This window comes from Stenotrophomonas sp. CASM106 (assembly GCF_049384825.1).
Classification (GTDB): domain Bacteria; phylum Pseudomonadota; class Gammaproteobacteria; order Xanthomonadales; family Xanthomonadaceae; genus Stenotrophomonas; species Stenotrophomonas muris.
This window is the reverse complement of record NZ_JBMRFS010000002.1, coordinates 715,888-739,191: the sequence shown is the minus strand read 5'-3', so window position 1 is coordinate 739,191 and position 23,304 is coordinate 715,888. Positions and strand designations below refer to the sequence as shown.

Below are 23,304 nucleotides of genomic sequence, written 5' to 3'. Positions count from 1 at the left end.
AGCCGCTTGCTCGTGTGCGCTTTCCTGCGCACACGGCAAGACCGGGGTTGGGCGTCCTGCCCAACCCGCCCGAGGCATGCCTCGGGCCCATGCGGCTGACACCCCGCACTCCGACACCGCCCCACCTTCGACAGGTTCACGCGGCTGTTGGTAGGTGTCGACCTTGGTCGACACATCTGTCAGATATTGAGTGAATTCATCCACGCATGACGTGGATCTATCGTGTCGACCAAGGTCGACACCTACCGGAGCAGTACGCCGTTCCGACAGATCGCGGAAAACTGTCGAAGGCGGGGTGGGTCCGGTTGCGGGGGCGTGAGCCGCATGGATGCGGCGACCGAGCTTACATGGACGTACTTGCAGCGCCCCCCGCAACCGGACCCACCCCGCCATCTCACGGAATGCACGCTGTTGCTGTTGCTGTTGCTGTTGCCCTGGATCGTAGCGGGTGCAGGGCGCAGCCCTGCCAAACCCTACCCCTTGGCCATTGCCTGCCACCACTGCGACAGCAGCTCCGGCCTGCGCAGGCGCTCGCGCCACCACCGCAGTGCCGCGCCGTCCTCGCCGGTGCGCCAGGCCAGCCAGAACGTTTCCTCCGGCTTGTGTTCCTCCACCTCGCGGATCACCAGCTGGCCACGCGCCACTGCAGCGCGCGCGCACGGCTCGGGCAGGAAGCCGAAGCCCACACCTTCGCATTGCAGCTTCAGTTTGCTGGCCATGTCAGGCACGGTCAGCATCTCCTGCCCCATCAACAGGCCCACCGTGCGCGGCAGCAACCGCCGCGCCGAATCAGAAACGGCGATCGCGCAGTGCTCGACCAGCTGCTCGCGACCGAGCACGCCCGGCACCTTGGCCAACGGATGATCCGGCGCGACCGCGAACACGAACTCCACCGTGCCCAGCGGCTCGACCACGTAACCACCGCCACTGGGGCCCTCACCCGGCGCGCCAACCAGCAGGTCGGCACGGCGGTCCAGCAGGGCCTCCCAGGTGCCGGACAGGGCCTCGCCGATCAATCGCAGCCGGGTCGGCGCCTCGGCCTCACGAAACGCGGCGATGTCCGGGCCCAGCAGCCAGGTCGGGAACACCGAGTCCACCGCCAGGGTCAGTTCGGTCTCCCAGCCCGACGCCACCCGGCGCACCCGCAGCTCCAGCTCGCGGGCCGCACGCAGGAGATGCCGACCCTCGTCCAGCAGGGCGCGTCCGGCCTCGGTCGGTTCGGCACGCGGGCCGACCCGGTCGAACAGCTGAACGCCGAGGTCCTCCTCCAGCTTGGCCACGGTGTAGGAAATGGTCGAGGGCACCTTGTGCAGGGCCTTGCCGGCGCCGGCAAAGGAGCCGCGGCGGTCGATGGCATCCAGGATCTGCAGGGCATCGAGGCTGAGCTTGAGCATTCGAATTTTTCGATGATGGCCGTCAAAACTATCCGTTTTTCAAACCCCTGGCGCAAGCGGATACTTCTCTCCAACGGGGAAACACGACAACTACCGCCTCACCCCGCCCCATCGAAACCATCGAACAAGGAGATTCCATCATGCTGCAGATCCGCAAGAGCGCTACCCGTGGCCTGGCCGAGCATGGCTGGCTGTCCTCGCGCCATACCTTCTCCTTCGCCAACTACTACGACCCCCGCTACGTCAGCTTCGGCCCGCTGCGGGTGATCAACGAAGACAAGGTGATCGGCGGCCAGGGCTTCGGCACCCATAGCCACAGCAACATGGAGATCGTTTCCTATGTGCTGGGCGGCGCGCTGGAGCACAAGGACTCGATGGGCACCGGCTCGGTGCTGCGCTACGGCGACGTGCAGCGCATGAGTGCCGGCAGTGGTGTCAGTCACAGCGAATTCAACCACTCGGCCGACGAGACCGTGCACTTCCTGCAGATCTGGATCTTCCCGGACCGCGAGAACATCACGCCGTCCTACGAGGAGACCCACTTCGCCCCGGAGACCAAGCGCGGCCAGCTGCGCCTGATCGCTTCGCCGGACGGCGCCGACGGTTCGCTGCGCATCCACCAGGATGCCCGCATCTTCGCCACCATCCTCGATGGCGGCCAGAAGCTGCACCACGCGCTCGGCAATGGCCGTGGTGCCTATGTGCAGGTTGCCCGAGGCCAGCTGCAGGTCAATGGCATCACCCTGGAAGCCGGTGATGCACTGCAGGTCAGCGACGAAGCGCAGCTGACCCTGGAAAACGGCAACGACGCCGAAGTGCTGGTGTTCGACCTGCCGCTGTAACCACAACGCCCGCGATGCCGCAAAGCATCGCGGGCGCATTTCCGTAGAGCCGAGCCCACGCTCGGCTGCGGTGTGACAGCCAGCCGAGCGCGGGCTCGGCTCTACAGGACCCGCGTCAGAACCTGTACGTCATCGCCAGCCGCACATTGCGTGGCTCACCCCAGGTGTAGGTGCTGTACCAGCTGAAGATCGTGTAGTAGCGCTTGTCCAGCAGGTTGTTGACGTTGAGCGTGGCCGACAGGCGATCACTGAATTCATAACGCGCCATCGCATCCAGCAACCAATACGGTTGGGTGCGATGTACCACCTTGGCCTGCGTGGCCGGGTTGGTGATCTCGCCGAAGGTGGAATCCTGTCGTGCGGCGCGACGCGCCGCGCGGGCTCAGCCGCCGATGGCGGCACAGGCCTCCAGGATCAGCGCGGTCACTTCCTTCGGCTGCGAGGCCAGCGAGGCATGGCTGGCATCCAGCTCCAGCAATCGCTTGGGCTGGATGCGCGTGGCCATGGCCTTCTGGTTGTCCGGCGCGATCATGCGGTCCTGGCGGGACAGCTGGTACCAGCTCGGCTTGTGCTTCCAGGCCGGATCGCTGACCGCATCACCGAAGGTGCTCGCCAACGGCGCCTTCTGGGTCACCGCCATCACCCGGCCCTGGTCGGCGCTCAGGTCCTGGCAGAAGCTCTCATGGAACCTGTCCGCACGCAGCCACAGGTAGCCATCGCTGTCCGGTGCCAGGTTCGGCGCTGCCTCCGGCAGGTGCTGCTGGGTGATCCCACCGGGGCTCTCGCCGGCATCAGGCGCGAAGGCAGCGATGTAGACCAGGCCCTTCACGTTGGGCTCGCTACCGGCCTGGCTGATCACCGCGCCGCCGTAGGAGTGGCCGACCAGCAGCACCGGCCCGTCGATCTGCCGGATCATTTTCCGGGTGCGTTCTGCGTCGTCGGCCAGCGAGGTAAGCGGCAGTTCCACCGCCTGCACACGGTCGTGGCCGTTGCGATGCAGTTCCAGGATCACCTTGGCCCAATGTGCGGCCCCGCCCCAGAATCCATGGACAAGGAGGATGGTCGGTGTCGTGCTCATGTACAGGTCTCCGGCAGCGGCCGGCGGAATGCCGACTGTGCAGCCACTGTCCGTGCGTGGCGTTAATCGCTGGTGACGCAATCGGGTCACTGCAATCGTATGCGTCGTTTGATGTCATGCATGGCACTTGCCGACCTGGCCTGATAACGATTTCATGGAGCTCTCCCGGAGCTTCGCATCAAGCATGACGCCTTCATCCCCACGTGCCCAGCAGCACGCCACCCGCGCCGCCTTCTTCATTCCCGGATTCGCCACCGCCGCGTGGGCACCGATGGTCCCCTACGCCAAGGCCAAGGCCGGGCTGTCCGACGCCAGCCTCGGCGCCGTGCTGCTGTGCCTCGGGCTCGGCTCGCTGCTGGCGATGCCACTGGCAGGTGCGCTGACCGGACGGCTGGGATGCCGTCGGGTGATGGTGATCACCTGCGCGATGATGCTGGGCGCCCTGCCCTTGCTGGTGCTGGCACCCTCGCCCGTGGCGCTGGGCGCAGCGCTGTTCGTGTTCGGCGCCGGCGTCGGTGCATTGGATTGCGCGATGAACATGCAGGCCGTGGCGGTCGAGCGCGACGCCGGACGCGCGATGATGTCCGGCTTCCACGCCTTCTACAGCATCGGTGGATTCGTCGGCGCCGGCTGCATGACCGGGCTGCTGATCCTCGGCACGCCGCTGTGGCTGGCCGCGCTGCTTTCGGTGGCCGCGCTGCTGCTGGTTGCCGTGCTGTCGGCACCGCACTGGCGTCCGCAACGGATCCTGCACGAAGGCCCGCTATTGGCGCTGCCGCACGGCGTGGTCCTGTTCATCGGCGTGCTGGCCTTCGTGGTGTTCCTTGCCGAGGGCTCAATGCTGGACTGGAGTGCGGTGTTCCTGGCGGAAGTGCGGCAGGTACCGCGCGACCAGGCCGGGGCCGGCTTTGCGTTGTTCACCCTGGCGATGACCGCGATGCGCCTGTTTGGCGACGGCATCGTCGAGCGCCTCGGCCGGACCCGCACGCTGGTCATCGGCGGCATCACCGCTGCGGCGGGCTTCACCCTGGCCACGCTGGTGCCCTCGTTCCCGGTGGCGTTGGCCGGCTACGTACTGGTCGGGCTGGGCTGCGCCAACATCGTGCCGGCGCTGTTCTCGATGGCGGGCCAGCAGCGGGTGATGCCGGAGAGCATCGCCATCACCGCGGTGACCACACTGGGTTACGCCGGCATCCTCGCCGGTCCGGCAGCGATCGGCGCACTGGCGCATGCCACCAGCCTCGGTTTCGCCTTCCTGTGCGTGGCCGCGCTGCTGCTCGGTGTCGCGGCGTCTGCCCGCGCACTGGCACGACGCGTGGCCTGACAGAAAAAGGGGACGGAGGGGATTAAGTCGTTTCCCGCACACCTGGCCTGGAAACGACTTAATCCCCTCCGTCCCCTTTTTCTCAGCTGCGCGCCAGCCACTCAGCCTGGGCCGGCAGCTGCGGTGCCGGGCACGCGCTCTGCGGATGGTGCTCGTCGCGCGCCATCCAGTCATCGACCACGCCCGCCAGCAGGTCCAGCCGCAGCGGCAGGGTGATGTGGTCCTCGCCGCGCATTTCGATGTAGTGCGCACGCGGGTTGGCCTGGGCCAGTTCGCGGCCCTGGCTGACCGGAATGTGCTGGTCGCCCTGCCCGTGCAGCAACAGCACGCAGGCGCGGGTATCGGCCAACGCACGCGCGACGTCCACGCGGTCCAGATCGACGTCGATGCGGCGGCTGGCGGCGGCGATCACCTGGTTGATGTCCTGGCCGCCGTAGCGCCAGCGCGCGTACGACGCCACCGCCTGCGCCTTCAGGCCTTCCGGCTGGAGCCCCATCAGGTGCGGGATCATGGTGCGGATCGCCACGCCGGCATTGGCGAACGATTCCATCGCCACCACGCCTTCGACCTGGTCACCCAGCTTGTCGGCGGTGAACACCGCCGTGGCCGCACCATAGGACACACCGAACAGGTACAGGGGCCCGGTCACTTCGCCGCGCACGCGCAGCTCGCCGATCACATCGACCACGTCATCCGACTCATAGGTGCCATAGCCGGACGGGCCGGTGCCGGACTGGCCATGGTTGCGCAGGTCGAGCGTGACCACGCGGTAGCCGGATTCGGCCAGCTGCAGCGACCATGGCAGCATCGAATCACCGTTCATCATCCACCCATGCAGCAGCACCACGGTGCCGCGCGGCGCCTGCGCGCGGAACGGCTGCGGCACGGCCAGGCTCAGGCCGGTATCCAGCGGCAGGCCGTTCTCGTGGCGCTGCGGCAGGTAGCGGTAACGCGCGCCGTAGTCGCCCGGATCGAATACGCGCCAGAAGATCGGCACGCCATCGCGGCCCGCCGCGAAGCCATGGCGGTTGGGCAGTTCGGCGATGGCCGCGGCGATGCGCGGACGATCGAGCAGGGTCGACACGCCACCCGGCGCGATCAGCTGATCGGCGAGTGAGGTGGACGAGGCGTTGATCGAGGATGAGCATGCAGCCAGCCACAGGCCGGCGCACGCCAGCAACAACAGCAGCAGGCGCTTCATATCACGTCATAGGGATGAATCAGACAGATTGGGACGGTAACGCCCAATAGACCGGCCATCTATCGCGCACGGATGACGGCTTGATGACAACGCAGGAACGATTCAGTTTGGTGTAAAAGCTGTATCCGTTCAGTCATTGATCCGGATCAATGAACGCGCGCCCGGGAGTGCCCACAGTGCCGCCATGCGCATCTCGTTCAAGCTCGCCATTGCCCTGGCCGCCACGGTGGCCGCCGCCTACGGCATCGCCCGCAGCACGCCCTACTGGTTCGCACCGCGACAGACCGCGCAGGTCGACATCCACGATCCGGCGCTGATCGCGCAGGGGCGCTACCTGTCACGTGCCGCCGACTGCGCGGCCTGCCACACCGCGCCGGGCGGCAAGCCGTTCGCCGGTGGCCTGGGCATGCAGACGCCGATGGGCACGATCTATTCGACCAACATCACCCCCGATCCGGACTCCGGCATTGGTGCCTACGACTACGCCGATTTCGAACGCGCGGTCCGCCGCGGCATCCGCCACGACGGCCAGCCGCTGTATCCGGCGATGCCGTATGCCTCGTACGTGATCGCCAGCGATGCCGAGATCAAGGCGCTGTATGCCTATTTCATGGGCTCGGTGAAGCCGGTGAAGCAAAGCAACGCCGACAGCACGATTCCATGGCCGGCCAACATGCGCTGGCCTTTGGCATGGTGGCAGCTGCTGTTCGCGCGCCCGCGCAGCTTCAACCCGGATCCGTCGCTGGATGTGGGCCAGCAGCGTGGCGCTGAGCTGGTTGAGGGCCTGGCCCACTGCGGCGCCTGTCATACACCACGTGGGCTGGCGTTCCAGGAGAAGGCGATGGCCGACGATGGCAGCCGCCAGTTCCTGTCCGGCTCGGTGCTGGAAGGCTGGTATGCGAAGAACCTGCGCAATGAATCGACCGGCCTGGCCAGCTGGAGCGAGGGCGAGATCGTCGACTTCCTGCGCACCGGGCGCACCGATCGATCGGCAGCCTTCGGTGGCATGGCCGACGTGGTCGAGCACAGCACGCAGTACCTGTCCGACGCTGACCTGCTGGCCATGGCGCGCTACCTGAAGCAGCTGCCGGCGCGTGAGGGACGCAGTGCGCAGTGGTCGCCTGGTACCGACACCACCACCGCCGCGCTGCGTAGTGGCGACTATCGCGTGGCCGGTTCGCTGGCCTATGCCGAGCACTGCCAGGCCTGCCACCGTGCCGACGGGCGCGGCATGCCACGCGTCTATCCGGCCTTGGCCGGCAACTCGATCGTGTTCGCCGACGACCCCAGTTCGCTGGTGCAGGTGACCCTGATCGGGGGTCGCACGCCGCATACCCCGCACGACCGCATGGCCTTCACCATGCCCGGCTTCGAGCAGCTGCCGAACGCGCAGCTGGCACAGATCCTGACCTTCATCCGCAGCAGCTGGGGCAACCAGGCCAGCGCGGTGAGCGAGGTCGAGGTGGCACGCATGCGCCGGGTGGTGCGTGACAAGCCGGTGCACTACGTTCCGCAGGAGTCCGCACGATGAAGCGTTCGCGCAAACGTTCCCGCCTGCTGCTCGGTAGTGCGATCACCGTGGTGCTGCTGGCCGGTGCGGGCACCCTCGCCTATCGTCACCTGCACCCGGGCCTGGATGCAGCCGTAGCCAGTACGATCGATATCCTCGATGCACAGGGCAAGGTGGTCGCCCACTACCACGCGCCCAGTGCCGAGGAGATCGCCGGCCTGGGCAATGCCGAATCGGTAATGCTCGGCCGGCGCATCCTCAACGAGACCGCGCGCCTGCTTCCGGACAACGTCGGCAACGATCTGAACTGCAATTCGTGCCACATGGCCGAGGGCAAGCGACCGTTCGGCAACCACTACTTCAATACCGGCGGCGGTGCCTATCCGCGTTACATGCCGCGCCCGGGCAAGGTGATCGGGCTGACCGAGCGCATCAATGGCTGCCTGCAGCGCTCGATGAACGGCAAGCCGCTGCCGAAGGACGCACCGCAGATGCGCGCGATGCTCGACTACATGGCGTGGCTGAGCAGCCCGGTGCCAGAGGGTGCAAAAGTGGCCGCGCCCAGTGAGGGCCCCATCGACAGCACGCTGACTCCGGACCCGGTCCGCGGCCAGGCGCTGTATGCCGTGCAGTGCGCCGCCTGCCATGGCGACAACGGCGAAGGCCGACGCGATGCCAGCGGTGACATCGCGTTCCCGCCGCTGTGGGGCGACCACAGCTTCAACATCGGTGCCGGCATGGCGCGCCTGTACAAGGCGGCCGGTTTCATCAAGCACAACATGCCACCGGCAGTGACCCGCGCACCGCCGCTGGGGCAGCAGGTGATGCCGGACCAGGATGCGGTGGACATCGCCGGCTATTTCATCAACCAGCCGCGGCCGGACTTCGCCAACAAGGGCAAGGACTGGCCGCGTGACCCGAAGCCCAAGGACGCACGGTACTGAAGCAGGCGGCGGGTGCCGGCCGTCGCACAACACGATTCCTGCATCGCCACGTCATGCCGATGTCATTGGCGCTGCCGACACTCCGGGGCTTCCCTCCTCTGAAGGTCCGGTCTCGATGCGAACGTCTGCGCGCTTTCCCCGTGTCTCGCTGCTTGCCCTGCTGATCGCTCCCGCACTGGACGCCCTGGCCGAAGCACCGCAGGGCGATGCCGCTGAAGCGCGCAGCAGTGAGGCCCGCACCCTCGACCAGGTGCAGGTGATCGGCCAGGCCACCAGCTATGCCAAGACTTCCGTGCGTGCGGAAACGCTGAACCGGCAGACCGTGATGAGCAGCGTCAACGACGCGCTCAACGAAGTGCCCGGCGTGGTGGTCAGCGAGGCCGATGCCACCGGCTCGTCGGTGTGGGGCACGCAGATCAGCATGCGTGGCTTCGTCACCAACCGTGATACCCAGCAGATCGGCACCACCATCGACGGCCTGCCCAATGGTGGCTCGGGTTACGGCGGCGGCTCGCTGGCCAACCGCTACATCGACACCCTCGACCTGGAAACGGTGGAAGTCAGCCAGGGCACTGCCGATATCTCCTCGCGCTCGAACGAGGCCCTGGGCGGCACGCTCAACTTCCTCACCAGCGATCCGCTGCAGGACAGCCGCCTGCGCTTCGTGGTCGGCGCCGGTGACAACGAGGCGCGCAAGTACTACGTGCGCTACGACACCGGCCTGCTCGGCGGCCACACCCGCGCCTGGGTCAGTGCCTCGTCGGCGCGCGTGCATGACTGGATCGATGGCAGCGGCAGGACCAGCAATGACCACATCGCCGGCAAGTTCATCACCGAACTGGATCGCTGGACCCTGACCGGCTACCTGTCCTACAACGATGCGGACGAGCCGGAGTACACCAGCGTCTCACCGAAGGGCTTCGCGACCAATCCGGATCGCGACAACCTGGTCGGTACCCTCACCGGCATTCCCTACCTGGACCAGAACTACCGTTCCGGCTCGCGTGCGCTGCGCGAGAACACCTTCGGCTACCTGCGCGCGGCCTTCGACGGTGGCAACGGCTTCAAGACCTCGGTGGCCGCCTACGGGCACCGCATGCAAGGCCGTGGTGACTGGCTGCCACCGTACCTGGCGCAGGTCAGCGATGAGGGTGCGGGCCGCCCCGAATCGGAATACCTCGGTGGCAAGACCGTGTACGGCGGCAGCAACCGTGGCCAGATTTTCTTCGTCAATCCCGATGGCAGTGCCGCGCAGCGCCTGGCCAGCTGCAGCCCGCGCCTGGGCTTCACCGCCGAGTACGATCCGAACTGCTACGCCGGCAACGTGCTGGGCGCGCAGTCGTATCGCCACACCCACTACGACAACGACCGCATGGGCGTGACCGCCGACGTTGAATGGCGCCAGACTTTCGGCGCAGTCGACAACACGATCCGCGGCGGCCTGTGGGTGGAGAAGCTGGACCGTTCGGCACGCCGCGACTGGCATCGCCTGCTCAACGTCGGCCAGGACATCGCCTTCGACCACCAGCCGTACTGGGTACAGTTCGAGGACAAGTACAAGGTCGACGAACAGATGTACTACGTCGAGGACGTGGCGCGGTTCGGGCCGTTCAGCGCACGTCTGGGCGTGAAGCAGTTCTTCGTCGACCAGTCGCGCCGCCGCGTGATCGGTGCCAGCGAGCACGTCACATCCGATTCCAGGTCCGACCCGCTTCTGTCCACCGGCTTGACCTGGGCGCCGGGCGTGGAAGGCATGGAGCTGTTCGCCGGCTTCTCGCAGAACTTCGCCGCGATTCCTTCCGGCGTGCTCGGCGAGACCGACCCGCAGCGCTTCCGCAACGTCGAGCCGGAGACCGCTGACAACATTGAAGTGGGCATGCGCATCAGCCGCTGGCCCCTGACCGCCTCGGTCACGCTGTACAACATCAAATTCGACAACCGCATCGTCTACCTGCCGGCCGGCTTCGTCAGCGGCATCGACTACCTGGGCGAGACCGACGGCGTCTACGAGAACTTCGGCGGCGTGGAAAGCAACGGCCTGGAAGCGGCGTTCGGTTACGGTTGGGACAACGGCTGGCGTCTCAACGCCGCCTACACCTACAACCGCTCCAAGTACCTGGGCAGCGGTGATGCCGCGCGCGATACCCAGCTGGGCATCGTCGACGGCGCCAAGGTGATCGGCCAGCCCGAACAGACCCTCGTACTCTCGGCGGACTGGCAGGGCGAGAACTGGAACTTCGGCCTGTCCGGCCGTTACCTAGGCACCCGCTACCTCGACGCCGCCAACGTCAACAAGCTGCCCTCGGCCACCGTGTTCAATGCCAACATCGGCTTCGACCTGCAGGGCCTGTCGCCGCGCCTGAAGGGCATGGGTGCCAACCTGGTGGTGAGCAACCTCACCGATAAGCGGTATCTTGCGGGGGTGGACGGCCGCGACAACGCCTTCATCGGCGCCCCGCGCACCGTCGGCATCTCCTTCCGCGTGGACCTGTGAGTGAGCCCGTGACCGATATCGGCCGACGCCGGTTGTTGCAGGCCGGCGTTGCCGCCGGCCTTGCCTCGCTGCTGCCCAGCATCGCACGGGCCGCAGCGATCGCCCCCGCCGCGCAGACGCGCAGCCTCGAAGACCTGCAGCACATCGTGGTGTTCATGCAGGAGAACCGTTCGTTCGACCACTACTTCGGCACGCTGCCGGGCGTACGTGGTTTCGGTGACCGCTTCGTGGCCCCGGCCGCCGCGCTGCAGGCCGGTGGCCGCGCGCGCAGCCTGTGGCTGCAGCCCGATGCCATTGGCACGCGGGCGATCGCACCGTTCCCGCTGGATACCGCCGCGCACTTCGGCTACATGCGGGTGGAAGGCACGCCGCACACCTGGCCGGATGCGCAGCGCGCCTGGGATCACGGCCGCATGGGGCACTGGCCGAAGGCCAAGCAGAACCACTCCATGGGCTACTTCCAGCGCAGCGACCTGCCCTTCCAGTTCGCCCTGGCCGATGCCTTCACCATCTGCGACGCCTACCACTGCGCGATGCAGGCCGGAACCAACCCGAACCGGGTGTTCCTGTGGACCGGCCACAACGATGCTGCCGCCCGCGCCGGCGGCCCGGTGATCGCCAACTCGCACGACAACTTCCCCGAGCACGGCGGGCATCCTGCGTCGTACCGCTGGGCCAGCTATGTCGAACGCCTGCAGAGGGCGGGGGTATCCTGGCAGATCTACCAGGACATGGCCGACAACTTCACCGACAACCCGCTGGCCGGCTTCGAGGCGTTCCGCCAGGCCTACCGCGCTGCGCCGGGGCATGACCCGCAGCTGCGCGCACGCGGGGTCAGCACGCGTGGCCTGGCGCAGCTGCGCCAGGACGTCATCGACGGACGCCTGCCGCAGGTCAGCTTCATCATCGCCGACGCGGCCGGCAGCGAGCATCCCGGCCCCTCCAGCCCGGCCCAGGGCGCGGCCTATACCGCACGCGTGCTGGATGCACTGACCGCCGATCCGCAGGTGTGGAGCCGCACCGCCCTGCTGCTGATGTTCGACGAGAACGACGGTTTCTTCGACCACATGCCGCCACCGGCACCGCCTTCGCCGGTGGACGGTGGCTGGGCGGGTGCGTCCTCGGTCAGCACTGAAGGCGAGTACCACCGCCATCCGGCACCGGGAGATGAGAAGTACGACTTCGCCGAACTGCGCGGCCGCCCGTATGGACTGGGCCCGCGCGTGCCGCTGTACGTGATCTCGCCCTGGAGCCGCGGTGGCTGGGTCGATTCGCAGGTGTACGACCACACCTCGGTCATTCGACTGATCGAACGCCGCTTTGGTGTGTCCGCGCCGGACATCTCGCCGTGGCGCCGCGCGGTCTGCGGCGACCTCAGCACTGCGTTCGACTTTGCCCAGCGCGATACCCGCCCGTTCGTCCGCGGCCTGCCCGACGTGAGCGCGGTGGCCGCACGCGCCGCTGCTTTGCCGGGGCGCACCGTGCCCGCGCTGCCAGAGGGGCTGAAGCCAGCGAAACAGGAAAGCGGTGTACGCCCGGCGCGTGCCCTTCCCTATCGACCGCAGGCGTCGATTGCTGCGGTCGACGTCGCGGGCGTTGACCTGGCGTTGTCTTGCGAGGGCGCAGCGGCAGTGCTGCATGTCTACGATCGGCTGCGGCTGGAGGCGGTGCCGCGCCGTTACACGCTGCTGCCGGGCATGCCGCTGCGCGAGCGTTGGCCGCTGGACGCCCAGGGCCGCTATGACCTGTGGCTGCTCGGTCCGAACGGCTTCCACCGCCACTTCCAGGGTGCGGCCAAGACTCCTGCCGTGCAGGCTTCAATTGATCGCGCGGATGGCCAGCTGCGGCTGCACCTGCGCAATCTGGGTGACAGTGCACAGCAGGTGCGCGTGCATGGCGGCGCCTATGCAGGACACATGCCCGAACAGACATTGGCGCTGCCCGCACATGCGCAGACTTCATTGGCGTGGGATGCAACGCCTACCGCCGGCTGGTATGACCTGCGCATCAGCGCGGGTGGGAGTGTGCTGCGTTTGGCCGGCCGCGCCGAGGATGGTCGCCCCGGCACCAGTGACCCGGCGATGGGCACCGAACCGCTGCGGTTCGAGCACGATTGAAGAATCCCTGTAGAGCCGAGCCCATGCTCGGCTGCTTTCGCCCCGGTCGCATTGCCCCGAAAGAAGCAGCCGAGCGTGGGCTCGGCTCTACAGCGCAGACCGGTAGACTCAGGCCTCCTGCAGCCCCGGCCGGCCGTGCTCCACCGCGTAGCGCTTCCAGCTCTGCACGGTACCGTTCGGCCGCATCACGGTATCCAGCGTCTTCATGTCGCCGATCCACGCATCAGGGGTGACATCGCACAGCACATAGCCACGCTTGTCGGTGGTCGCCTTCAGATTGGGGCTGTGCGCAAGCTGGTTCCTGGCATACGCGTCCACGCCCTGGCCGTCAGCACCGGAAGTGATCGAGGTGGCGAGGAACTCGCTGGAGACCACGCCCGAGTCACGGTGGTCCTGCACCAGGTCGCTGGCGTAATGCCGGTGCGCGTCGCCACAGGCGGTCACCACGTTGCCGAAGCCGACCTTCTGGATGTGGTCGAGCAGGCGCCGACGGCTGTCCAGGTAACCCGACCATTGATCATCGGACGACTGCACCACGCCGTCCTTCTCGCGCATGTAGTTGCCCAGCGCTACCTGGTGGGCGATGGTGTGCCAACGCGGTGCGGCATCGGCCAGGCCATCGAACAGCCAGCGCTCCTGCTTCGCACCGACGATGCTGCGCTCCGCCGATTCCACGTCCTCACGCAGCGCCATGTTCACCTGCTTGCTGCGGTACTGGCGTGTGTCGAGCAGGTGCAGGTCCATCAGCGTTCCGTAGCGTGCGCGCCGGTACAGCTGCATGTGGCCATCGCGCGGGAATGCCGAACGGCGCAGCGGCATGTTCTCGTAGTAGGCCTGGAACGCCTGTGCGCGCCGCAGCAGGAACACTTCGCTGGGCGTATCGTCCTGGTCTTCGGCGCCGGCCCAGTTGTTGTCCACTTCATGGTCATCGAAAGTGACGAACCACGGTGCCGACGCATGCGCGGCCTGCAGGTCGGCATCGCTCTTGTACTGGGCGTAGCGGCGGCGGTAATCATCCAGCGTGTAGGTCTGCGGGCCGACGTGGTTGCGCAGGTTGGTGAACGGCTGGCCGTTCATCTTCCGCAGGCCAGGCTGGCTTTCACCTTCGTAGATGTAATCACCGTAGTGGAAGACGAAATCCAGCGGTTCCTCGGCGATGCGCCGCCACGCGGTGTAGTGGCCTTCTTCGTAGTGCTGGCAGCCGGCCACCACAAAGCGCACGCGATCCACCGCTGCCGCGGCTGCCGGCAGCGTGCGGGTACAACCGACTGCACTGGCGTGGCCACCCACGGTAAAGCGGTACCAGTAGGGCCGTCCGGGCGCCAATCCTTCCAGTTCCACGTGCACCGCGTGGCCGAGTTCGGGATGCGCGAGCGCCGAACCCTGGCGTACCACCTTGCGCATGCCTTCGTCCGCTGCCAGCTGCCATTCGACCACCATCGGCCGGGCTGGCATGCCACCGCCGAACACCAGCGGCTCGGTCGCCAGACGCGTCCACAGCACCATGCCATCGGCCGTGGGATCACCCGAGGCCACGCCCAGGGTGAAGGGCGTGCTGGCAAAGCGCGGCTTGGCCAGCAGGTTGCGCGGGTTCAGCGTGGTGGCATCGGCCTGCGCGGCCAGCGCGCGTGCCGTGCCCATCCAGGCGCCGGCAGCGGACAGGCCGGCCAGGGCCAGGAATCGCCTGCGATTGATCGTCTCCACGGCTGTGCCCTCAGTTGTAGATGATGTGGAAGTAGAAGAAGCGGCCGTAGTCGTCGATCTCGGTACGGAAGCGCCCGTTCGGGCCGGTGCTGTAGGTCGGCTGGGTGTTGAACAGGTTCTTGGCTTCGTACTTCAGCGTCACGTGCCTGCTGACCTTGTGGCTGAAGGCCATGTTGAAGGTCATGTAAGGGTCGTAGTACGAGTCCAGCCACTGGGTATCGCCGAAGTCGACCAGCATCCGGCTGCGGTAGGTTCCGGACAGGCGCAGTTGCGAGTTCTTCCACGGCATGCGCCAGATCACCGAACCATTGAGCGACCAGTCCGGCTGGTACAGCAGGCGGTCCAGGCGTCGCTCGGTGCCATCGGTGATGCGGTAGTTGGTCCTGCCTTCCAGCCGCGTGGCGTTGAAGTACATGTCGAAGCGCTGGCGGCCCCATCGCAGGTTGCGGTTGGCCACCGCGAACTCGACGCCGCGCAGCCTGGACTCATCGGTGTTCATCGGCTGGGTCACCCGGTAACGGGTATCGCCCACGTTCTCGAAGGTGGTCAGGGTGTAGATGTCGTCCTTGATTACCTTGTCGAACAACGCCACCGAGACCAGGCCGTTGTTGCCGTTGAAGTACAGGTCCCATGCAAGGTCGATGTTGGTGGAACGGCGCGGCTGCAGGTTCGCATTGCCCTGCTTGATGGTGCAGAAGCCCCTGCCCTCCTCGTCATCGCCACAGCTGGTGCTGGTGGCCTGGGCAATGTTGCTCGGCGTCGGCCGGCCCAGCGTGCGGCTGGCGGAGAAGCGCAGGCGCTGGTCCTCGCTCAGCTTGAACGTCGCATTCAACGAGGGCAGCAGGTTGTTGTAGCCACCGCTCGTGTTGCGGAAGGCAGAGGTATAGGTGGTGCCGCCATCATCGCTGAACGGGCTGTACGCATCGAAGCGGGTGTGGTCATAGCGCAGGCCGCCGATCAGCAGCAGCCGGTCCCAGGCGTAGTGCGTGGACACATACGCATTGGTGATGTCCTCTACGTACTTATAGTCACTGGTGAAGTTGGCATTCGGATACGCCGCATTGTTGTTGCCCAGTTTCGGTAGCAGTTGCTCGTTCCACTTGCGGTTGTCGATCAGCGGGAAGCCCGGCACGCTGCCCAGCAGCGTCGAACCCGGATACAGGTAGTCGTTGAGCGTGGCACTGCTCTTGAAATAGTCGAAGTCGATGTCCTGCCAGATCTTCAGGTGGCGGTACTCGGCGCCGGCAGCCAGGCCGAAGCCGCGCGCGTCGGCATCGATGTTGTAGCTGAAGTCGGCGCGCAGGTTGTCGATGCTCTCCTTGGCATCGCGCGGGGAGACATAAGCCTGCGCCGGATTGAGCTTGAACGCCGAGCTGGTCAACAGGCTGGAATCGGACACCGCCACCGCGTTGGGGAAACCGTGGCTGTCGTTCTCGTAGTCGACGAACAGGCTGCTTGGGTAGGCGCGCACACCCCAGTAGACCTGGTTGTTGTGGAAAGTCTCTTCGGTATGGCCGCCGCGCAGGGTCAGCCGCGAACGGTCGCCGATGTCCCAGTTGAAGCTGGCGATGGCGCCGCGGTTGCTGCGGTCCCATCGGTCGTGTCGGTTCTTGATGTAGATGCTGTTGATCTGGGTGGTGCCGCTGTCCTCGGTCTGATTGCGGATCGGAAACTTGGCGTTGCCGTACAGGTCGGTCTTGTTCATCGTCGAGTTCTCGTAGAACCGGTACGAGTACAGCAGCAGCGATGCGTAGAACGGATCGTCCGACGGCTTCCATTCCAGCTTGGCCGAGCCGCCGAAGTTGGTGATGAAGTTGGTGTAGGTGCCGGTGCTGAAATTGCCGGGCGCACGCAGCCCGTTCCAACCCTTGGCCTCATCCGGCCCGGTGGTGCCGTCGGTGAGGTACTTGCCGGCGTCGTTGTAGTAGTAGTTCGACTCCACCCAGCGCTTGACGCTGTTGCGCGAACGCTGCTCATAGCGTGCCACCGCAACGATGCCGAACTCCTGCCCGGCGCCGAACTGGTTGGAGAACACCATCTTGGCGCTCTTGCCGAAGTGGCCCAGGGTTTCGTGGTTGCCGCCAGCGCTGCGCTCGACGTTGGTCTCGGCCGTGGAATAGATACATGCCACGTCGGCAAACACGTACTTGCCGGACCGGTCGAAGGCACTGCGGCTGATGATGTCGATCACGCCGCCGATCGCATCCGGTGCCTGCTCCGCACTGAAGCTCTTGTAGATGTCGGTACGGGTGCCGATGTCGCTGGGAATCAGCTGCAGGTTGTTCATGCGTTCGCCGGAGCCACTGCCACCCACGCTGGCAATCGCGATGCCATCGATGGTGGTGTAGTTGAGGTTGGCCTGCACGCCGCGCACGGTCACATAACGTGGCTCGCCGGCATCCTCCACCGCACTCAGCCCTGGAGCGGCCATCAGGCTCTCGGCCAGGGTCTCGTCGCCGTAGCTGTCCATTTCGTCGTAGACCACCGAATCCTTGATCACCGGTGAGGTCTTCTTCTGGTCGATCACCTCGTGCGCGGCAATCACCTTCACCGTGTCCAGGGTCGGCGCCACCACCGCCTCGGCCTCGCGCGGCTTCGGTGCGCCGGGCTTTGGCGCGTTGCGTACCGGTGCCGGATCGATGGCGATGACATTGCCATCCACCACGGTGTAGCCCAGGCCGGTACCGGCCAGCAGTGCATCCAGCGCCTGCCTGACGGTGGCACCGCGCGGCACCGCACCGGCCATGCGGGCATCGCCATCGGCCGAGTACAGGAACTGCACCCCGGAACTGCGTGACAACTGCTCCAGTGCACGCGCCAACGGCTGTGCCGCGATCGGCGTGGACACACGCGCCTCCAGGCCATCGGCGGCGGCGGCGAAGGCCAATGGCATGCTGCCGGGAGACAGGGCGAGGATGATCGACAGGTAGAGCGTGTTGCGCATCACGGGTCCTTGGAAGAGAGAAGGCAGCAGGCGCCGCTGCGCGGATCGGCAGCGGCTTCTCCCAAGTAAGAGCCCGCATCCACCAAAGTGGAGAACGCGGATTCAATGAATTTTTTCTGACAGTCCACGGCCACCTCGGCCTCAGCGGCTGCCAACCCGCACTGTGTCGCCCTCGCGGCTCACCACGAAGCGCGGGTCACGTTCGAGGAAGGCCTGCAGCGCACCGATGCGATGCGCATCGAGGCTGCCGGACAACCGTGCCGATGCCGCGCCCTCGTCCAGCACGCGCACCTGCACCTGGTTGTGCCGGTTGAAGGCAGCAGCCACTTCGTCCAAGCGCTCGTCAAGGAAGGACACTTTGCGCTGCTGCCAGTCCAGCAGCATCGACAGTGGCATGTCCAAGGACTCCACCGCATGGCTGCGCGCGTCGACCTGCACTACCCGGCCCTGCCCCAACTGGGCCAGGCGGCGGGCACCCGCGCCTTGGCTCCAGACCTCGACCTCGCCGGAAACCACACCGATGCGCGTGCTCTGCAGCCGTCGCGACACGTCGAAGACTGTGCCGATGTCCCTGATCTCCAGGCCGTTCACCTGCACCTCGAAGGGGCGGCGGTCGCGTGCGATGTCGAACGTCGCCTCGCCCTGCAGCAGTTCCGCCTTGCGACTGAACCAGCCCATGCGTACCCGCAGGCGGCTGTCCGCGTTGAGCCGCACCTGTGTCCGGTCAGGCAGCACCAGGTCACGCAGTTCACCGTGGTCGGCGCTGTACAGCTGTTCGGTGGGCATCAGCTGCGGAACCAGGCCCACGCCGAGCAGGGCGATGCAGGCTGCGGCAGCCGCCACCCACCAGCGCGCACGACCGCGACGCGGCACAGCGCGCGGCGGCGCGTGCACGCTACCGAACAGCGGTACCACCTTGGCGGCGACCTGCCGCGGTGGAACCGCCGCGTCGTCAGGCAACGGCGATTGCAGCGCCTCGCCCACCTGCCGGTGCAACGCAAGGGCGTGCATGTAGGCGCGCACGTGCTCCGGCGAGCGCTTCATCCAGTCCAGGAACGCGAGGCGCCCGGCCTCATCCAATGGCCCCTCGCGATTGCGCAGGAACCAGGTCATGGCCTCGCAGGCGATCGTGTCGTCGGCCACGGGCGATGAGGTCCGGTTCATGTGAGCTCCCTGGCGCCCAGCGCCTTCCTGCATGCCTCCAGCCCCTTGCCGATGTGCTTGCGCACCATGTGCACCGACACCTGCAGCTGCTGGCTGATTCGCGGGCAGTCCAGCCCGTCGCGGTAATGCAGCTCCATCACCCGCCGCGTGGTCGCCGGCAGTCGTGCGATGGTGCTGCGGATGTCGTTCCAGCGCTGCGCACGCTCGAATTCGCCTTCGATGTCTTCTTCGCTTTTCAGCACTTCGGCCAGCAGGTCGACGTCTTCCAGCGGCGGCAGCGACGACCGCGCGCGCGCATGCTCGCGCGCCAGGTTGGCCGCCACGGTGAACAGGTAGGCTTCCGGGTTCTCGACCGCATCGGCATCCTCGCCGGTGCTGCGCAGCAGGCGCAGGTAGACCTCCTGCGCCAGGTCTTCGGCATCCTCGCTGGCCGAACCGCGACGCAGGAAGAAGCCACGCAGCAGCCGGCGCCGCAGCGCGTAGCTCTTCTCCCAGATCCTCACGCTGTTCACGGCCGGCCAACCACCCCGAGGCTGGAAAGCCACGCAGGGTGACCGCCATCGATGACAGTGGCGTTTCAACGACCGGCAGGCAGCCGCTAGAATGCGGCCCCTGCAATGTCCCGGCAGCCCGCACAAGGAGTGCTCCCATCAACGCACGCACCGCCATCAACACCCTCAGCAGCCTGCTGTTCCTGCTGCTGGTCGCCCACACCACCGCCTACCAGCAGCAGATGTGGCCGCCCAGCCGGGTCATCCATGTGCATCCGGTGATCGTCGTCCTCGCCTATGCGCTGGGTGCGCTCACGCTGCTGTTGTGGATCGGCGGTCGTCGTGCACCGGAACCCGCCCAACGCCTGGCGCGCTGGTTGCCCATCGTCGCCTGGTGCCTGCTGGGCGTCGGCGTGGCGATCATCCCGGTGTTCCTGCCGGGGCTGTCCCCGGCCTGATCAGCGGCCGCGCCCAGCGCATCGGCCCATGATACGGCGCGCGGCACCAACCCTTGCTTGCCAGAGACCCAAGCCCCGCCCGCCTACCGAAGCGCGGGAGGCAGGCCTACGCTTGCCTCCCCGGTGGCCGCCACGGTCGCCCTTCGCGTCACGGCGCCCGCCGTTGCGACCCCGCTCCAGTGCCGTGCGCCCTGCCGGTGTTGTCGCCCAGGCAGAGCCGGCGCCCTCTGGAGACACTCATGAACCAAGCCCTGACCCCCTTCGATACCGACCCGCTGGAAACGCGGGAGTGGCGGGAATCACTGGAGGCGGTGATGCAGGCCGGTGGCCGGCCACGCGCGCATTACCTGATCGACCAGCTCAGCGAGCTGGATGCGCAGCGGCACGGCGACCTGCATGCGCGCGCGTGGACCGCCTACGTCAACACCATCCCGCCGGAGCGCCAGCCGGCCTACCCGGGCGACCTGGCCATCGAGCGCCGCCTGAACGCGATGATCCGCTGGAATGCGATGGTGATGGTGCTGCGCGCCGGCAAGCACTCCAACGTCGGCGGCCACATCGCCACCTACCAGTCGGCGGCTGTCCTGTACGACGTGGGCTTCGATCATTTCTTCCGTGGCCGTACCGGCACCTTCGACGGCGACATGATCTACATCCAGGGCCACTCCGCGCCGGGGATCTACGGCCGCGCGTACGTGGAAGGCCGCATCGATCCAGCGCGCATGGACAACTTCCGCCGCGAAGCCGGTCGCGAAGGCCTGTCCTCGTATCCGCACCCGCGATTGATGCCGGAGTTCTGGCAGTTCCCCACCGTGTCGATGGGGCTGGGCCCGCTGACCGCCGCCTACCAGGCGCGCTACATGCGCTACCTCGAGTACCGCGGCCTGAAGCAGCACCAGGACCGCAAGGTCTGGGCCTTCCTCGGCGACGGCGAGATGGACCAGCCCGAATCGCTGGCGGCGATTTCCCTGGCCGGCCGCGAGCGGCTGGACAACATCGTGTTCGTGGTCAACTGCAACCTGCAGCGCCTGGACGGTCCGGTACGCGGCAACGCCAAGGTCATCCAGGAACTGGAAGGCACGTTCCGCGCGGCCGGCTGGAACGTGATCAAGCTGATCTGGGGCAGTGGCTGGGACGACCTGCTGGCCCGCGACCACAGCGGCCTGCTGCGCCAGCGCATGATGGAATGCGTGGATGGCGACTACCAGACCTTCAAGTCGCAGAGCGGCGCCTACGTGCGCGAGCATTTCTTCGGCCGTTACCCCGAGCTGCTGGAGCTGGTCGCGCACATGAGCGACGACGACATCTGGGCGCTGGCACGTGGTGGCCACGATCCGCAGAAGGTGTACGCCGCCTACCAGCAGGCGGTGAACACCCGCAGCCGGCCGACGGTGATCCTGGCCAAGACGGTCAAGGGTTTCGGCATGGGCGAAGCCGGCGAAGGCCAGAACATCAACCACCAGCTGAAGAAGATGAGCGCCGATGCAGTACGCGCCTTCCGTGACCGCTTCAACCTGCCGGTCAGCGACGACCAGCTGGAGGAAATGCCCTATCTGCGCCCGGAACCCGGCAGCGCCGAGGCCGCCTACTTCGCCGAACGCCGCCGCATCCAGGGTGGGCAGCTGCCGGCGCGCCTGGCCAAGGTGGATCCGCTGCCGCTGCCGCCGCTGTCGATCTTCAACACCCAGCTGCAGGGCAGTGGCGATCGCGGCCAGTCCACCACCATGGGCTTCGTGCGCATCCTCACCAGCCTGCTGAAGGACCCGGATCTGGGCAAGCTGGTGATTCCGATCGTGCCCGATGAATCGCGCACCTTCGGCATGGAAGGCCTGTTCCGCCAGATCGGCATCCACTCCTACCTGGGCCAGCTGTACACCCCGCAGGATGCCGGCCAGCTGAGCTATTACAAGGAAGCCAAGGACGGTCAGATCCTGCAGGAAGGCATCAACGAATCCGGTGCGATCTGTTCATGGATCGCCGCCGGCACTGCCTACAGCAACCACGGCCTGGCCACGATTCCGTTCTACATCTTCTATTCGATGTTCGGCCTGCAGCGCGTCGGTGACCTGGCCTGGGCCGCTGCCGACGCGCGTACCCGCGGCTTCCTGCTCGGTGCCACGTCGGGCCGCACCACGCTGATGGGCGAAGGCCTGCAGCACGATGACGGCCACAGCCACGTGCTGTCGTCGGTGATTCCGAGCTGCGTGTCCTACGACCCGACCTACAACTACGAACTGGCGGTGATCATCCACGACGGCCTGCGCCGCATGTATGTCGACCAGGAAGACATCTACTACTACATCACCGTACTCAACGAGAACTACCCGCAGCCGGCACTGCCCGAAGGCACCGAAGCCGGCATCCTGAAGGGCCTGTACCTGCTGCATCCGGCAGCCGCCGACAACGCCTTGCAGCCACGCGTGCAGCTGATGGGCAGCGGCTCGATCCTGCGCGAAGTGGAAGCCGCGGCAGACCTGCTGCAGCAGGACTTCGGCATCGCCAGCGATGTGTGGAGCGCGACCAGCCTGACCGAACTGCGCCGCGACGGGCTGTCCGCCGAGCGCTGGAACCTGCTGCATCCGGCCGAAGAACCGCGCGTGCCCTACGTGCAGCAATGCCTGCAGGGTCATGAAGGCCCGGTGGTGGTGGCCACCGACTACATGAAGATCGTCGGCGACCAGATCCGTCCCTTCATCAACGACCGCCGCTTCACCGCATTGGGCACCGATGGCTTCGGCCGCTCCGACACGCGTGAATCGCTGCGCACATTCTTCGAAGTGGATCGCCACTTCATCGTACTGGCGGCCCTGAAGTCGCTGGCCGACGAAGGCCGCATCGAACGCTCGCGGATGCAGGACGCGATCGACAAGTACGGCATCGACACCGGCAAGCGCGATCCTGCCGCCGCCGTGTAGGGCCGTTGCATTCACCACGCCTGCCCTGCGGGCGTGGTGAATGCAGCATCGCTACGGCATGCGCTTGAACAAGTTGGTCTGCAGGATCGGCGTACCGTCATGACCGTAGAACGCCTTGGTCTCGGTCATCGTCGCCTGGTCATCCGCCACGGTGTAGATGCGGGTGGAGGCCGGCGTGCCATGGTCCACCAGCTGCATCACCAGCGTGTTCGGTGCAGGCAGTTTCAGGTTGGCCTTGTCCGCGCCATAGGTGCCGGACAGGGCGCCGGGCGTGCCATCCAGGGCCAGCGTGCCGTCGGATTTCATGGTCTTGCCGTCGTGCAGGACGATGTCCACGTGCGAGCTCCAGCGGCCACCACCGGCGTCCTTGAACTCGAGCACCACGTGCTTCGGGCGCTGCGCTTCGGGTAGCGCAGACGTGGCGATATCCAGCGACCAGCGCCCCAGCAGGGGGGAAGGCGAAGTCTCCACTGCCAGCGCCGGAACGGCGGGGAGTGAAAGCGCAGACAACAACACAGCGGACAACAGCTTCATACGTTGCTCCGTTCCAGTGAAGAAGATTCTGCGTGACGCGTTGTGGGGCGCAGCGCCTCGGATCGTGCACAGCATCGGCGCCCGGCGCAAGGCGGGGCGCTGAACACGCGGCAACCTCATTCGCGCCCCCGCGATTTCGGTCTGGCGGCAAGGTCTCATCCGTCCTTGCCGATACAAGGAGTTACGTTAT

At 66.5% G+C, this 23,304-nt stretch carries 16 protein-coding genes and 1 pseudogene; 8 read left to right on the top strand and 9 right to left on the bottom strand.

Annotated features, from left to right (window positions below):
- Positions 1–473: 473 nt before the first annotated feature.
- The gene (locus VG556_RS07350; RefSeq protein ID WP_046429929.1) at positions 474–1,394 is read right to left on the bottom strand and encodes a LysR family transcriptional regulator; all 921 of its coding nucleotides are present in this window, start codon (positions 1,392–1,394) and stop codon (positions 474–476) included.
- A 140-nt stretch (positions 1,395–1,534) separates the two neighbouring features.
- Here VG556_RS07350 and VG556_RS07345 point away from each other — a divergent pair, with 140 nt between their 5' ends.
- The gene (locus tag VG556_RS07345) at positions 1,535–2,236 is read left to right on the top strand and encodes a pirin family protein (RefSeq protein ID WP_014646736.1); all 702 of its coding nucleotides are present in this window, start codon (positions 1,535–1,537) and stop codon (positions 2,234–2,236) included.
- 115 nt (positions 2,237–2,351) lie between these two features.
- Here VG556_RS07345 and VG556_RS07340 read toward each other — a convergent pair.
- Positions 2,352–2,591: pseudogene (locus VG556_RS07340) on the bottom strand (TonB-dependent siderophore receptor); the annotation flags it as partial.
- Between the two features lie 27 nt (positions 2,592–2,618).
- On the bottom strand, positions 2,619–3,314 hold the full coding sequence (locus VG556_RS07335) for an alpha/beta hydrolase (protein ID WP_100449794.1): 696 nt from the start codon (positions 3,312–3,314) through the stop codon (positions 2,619–2,621).
- Positions 3,315–3,498: 184 nt separating this feature from the next.
- Between VG556_RS07335 and VG556_RS07330 the strand changes: the two genes are divergently transcribed.
- The gene (locus tag VG556_RS07330) at positions 3,499–4,638 is read left to right on the top strand and encodes an MFS transporter (protein WP_032957729.1); all 1,140 of its coding nucleotides are present in this window, start codon (positions 3,499–3,501) and stop codon (positions 4,636–4,638) included.
- Positions 4,639–4,720: 82 nt separating this feature from the next.
- On the opposite strand, the gene VG556_RS07325 is transcribed toward VG556_RS07330, so the two are convergent.
- Positions 4,721–5,839 (bottom strand): alpha/beta fold hydrolase, encoded by a 1,119-nt coding sequence (locus VG556_RS07325; protein ID WP_111144281.1) that lies wholly within the window; start codon positions 5,837–5,839, stop codon positions 4,721–4,723.
- A 184-nt stretch (positions 5,840–6,023) separates the two neighbouring features.
- On the opposite strand from VG556_RS07325, the gene VG556_RS07320 reads away from it, so the two are divergent.
- From VG556_RS07320 to VG556_RS07305, 4 genes are all read left to right on the top strand, one after another.
- Entirely contained in the window at positions 6,024–7,370 is a 1,347-nt protein-coding gene (locus VG556_RS07320; RefSeq protein WP_049407093.1) for a c-type cytochrome, read from the top strand.
- A complete protein-coding gene (locus VG556_RS07315; RefSeq protein ID WP_014646731.1) occupies positions 7,367–8,293 on the top strand; it encodes a c-type cytochrome in 927 nt (308 codons plus the stop codon). Before VG556_RS07320 ends, VG556_RS07315 begins: the two co-directional genes overlap by 4 nt.
- 115 nt (positions 8,294–8,408) lie before the next feature.
- A complete protein-coding gene (locus VG556_RS07310) occupies positions 8,409–10,787 on the top strand; it encodes a TonB-dependent receptor domain-containing protein (RefSeq protein ID WP_049407090.1) in 2,379 nt (792 codons plus the stop codon).
- Positions 10,788–10,795: 8 nt separating this feature from the next.
- Positions 10,796–12,904, top strand: a complete 2,109-nt coding sequence (locus VG556_RS07305) for a phosphocholine-specific phospholipase C (protein WP_049407087.1) — start codon at positions 10,796–10,798, stop codon at positions 12,902–12,904.
- A 108-nt stretch (positions 12,905–13,012) separates the two neighbouring features.
- Here the strand turns inward: VG556_RS07305 and VG556_RS07300 are convergent, their stop codons facing one another.
- The 4 genes from VG556_RS07300 to VG556_RS07285 form a co-directional block, all read right to left on the bottom strand.
- Positions 13,013–14,608, bottom strand: coding sequence for an alkaline phosphatase D family protein (locus VG556_RS07300; protein ID WP_100449793.1), 1,596 nt, complete (start codon positions 14,606–14,608; stop codon positions 13,013–13,015).
- Between the two features lie 10 nt (positions 14,609–14,618).
- Positions 14,619–17,552 (bottom strand): TonB-dependent receptor, encoded by a 2,934-nt coding sequence (locus VG556_RS07295; RefSeq protein ID WP_111144280.1) that lies wholly within the window; start codon positions 17,550–17,552, stop codon positions 14,619–14,621.
- Between the two features lie 141 nt (positions 17,553–17,693).
- Complete coding sequence (locus VG556_RS07290) at positions 17,694–18,716, bottom strand: FecR family protein (RefSeq protein WP_100449791.1); 1,023 nt, start codon at positions 18,714–18,716, stop codon at positions 17,694–17,696.
- Positions 18,713–19,228, bottom strand: coding sequence for an RNA polymerase sigma factor (locus VG556_RS07285; protein WP_005412945.1), 516 nt, complete (start codon positions 19,226–19,228; stop codon positions 18,713–18,715). The genes VG556_RS07290 and VG556_RS07285 overlap by 4 nt, the downstream gene beginning before the upstream one ends.
- A 38-nt stretch (positions 19,229–19,266) precedes the next feature.
- Between VG556_RS07285 and VG556_RS07280 the strand changes: the two genes are divergently transcribed.
- Both VG556_RS07280 and aceE read left to right on the top strand, forming a co-directional pair.
- On the top strand, positions 19,267–19,665 hold the full coding sequence (locus VG556_RS07280) for a hypothetical protein (protein WP_100449790.1): 399 nt from the start codon (positions 19,267–19,269) through the stop codon (positions 19,663–19,665).
- A gap of 239 nt (positions 19,666–19,904) precedes the next feature.
- Complete coding sequence (gene aceE, locus VG556_RS07275; RefSeq protein ID WP_100449789.1) at positions 19,905–22,580, top strand: pyruvate dehydrogenase (acetyl-transferring), homodimeric type; 2,676 nt, start codon at positions 19,905–19,907, stop codon at positions 22,578–22,580.
- Positions 22,581–22,631: 51 nt separating this feature from the next.
- Here the strand turns inward: aceE and VG556_RS07270 are convergent, their stop codons facing one another.
- On the bottom strand, positions 22,632–23,114 hold the full coding sequence (locus VG556_RS07270; RefSeq protein WP_014646723.1) for a hypothetical protein: 483 nt from the start codon (positions 23,112–23,114) through the stop codon (positions 22,632–22,634).
- Between the last annotated feature and the right edge of the window lie 190 nt (positions 23,115–23,304).

Coding starts and splice junctions, on each gene's coding strand:
- VG556_RS07350 (WP_046429929.1), bottom strand. CDS start 1,394: ATGCTCAAGCTCAGCCTCGATGCCCTGCAGATCCTGGATGCCATCGAC.
- VG556_RS07345 (WP_014646736.1), top strand. CDS start 1,535: ATGCTGCAGATCCGCAAGAGCGCTACCCGTGGCCTGGCCGAGCATGGC.
- VG556_RS07335 (WP_100449794.1), bottom strand. CDS start 3,314: ATGAGCACGACACCGACCATCCTCCTTGTCCATGGATTCTGGGGCGGG.
- VG556_RS07330 (WP_032957729.1), top strand. CDS start 3,499: ATGACGCCTTCATCCCCACGTGCCCAGCAGCACGCCACCCGCGCCGCC.
- VG556_RS07325 (WP_111144281.1), bottom strand. CDS start 5,839: ATGAAGCGCCTGCTGCTGTTGTTGCTGGCGTGCGCCGGCCTGTGGCTG.
- VG556_RS07320 (WP_049407093.1), top strand. CDS start 6,024: ATGCGCATCTCGTTCAAGCTCGCCATTGCCCTGGCCGCCACGGTGGCC.
- VG556_RS07315 (WP_014646731.1), top strand. CDS start 7,367: ATGAAGCGTTCGCGCAAACGTTCCCGCCTGCTGCTCGGTAGTGCGATC.
- VG556_RS07310 (WP_049407090.1), top strand. CDS start 8,409: ATGCGAACGTCTGCGCGCTTTCCCCGTGTCTCGCTGCTTGCCCTGCTG.
- VG556_RS07295 (WP_111144280.1), bottom strand. CDS start 17,552: ATGCGCAACACGCTCTACCTGTCGATCATCCTCGCCCTGTCTCCCGGC.
- VG556_RS07290 (WP_100449791.1), bottom strand. CDS start 18,716: ATGAACCGGACCTCATCGCCCGTGGCCGACGACACGATCGCCTGCGAG.
- aceE (WP_100449789.1), top strand. CDS start 19,905: ATGAACCAAGCCCTGACCCCCTTCGATACCGACCCGCTGGAAACGCGG.
- VG556_RS07270 (WP_014646723.1), bottom strand. CDS start 23,114: ATGAAGCTGTTGTCCGCTGTGTTGTTGTCTGCGCTTTCACTCCCCGCC.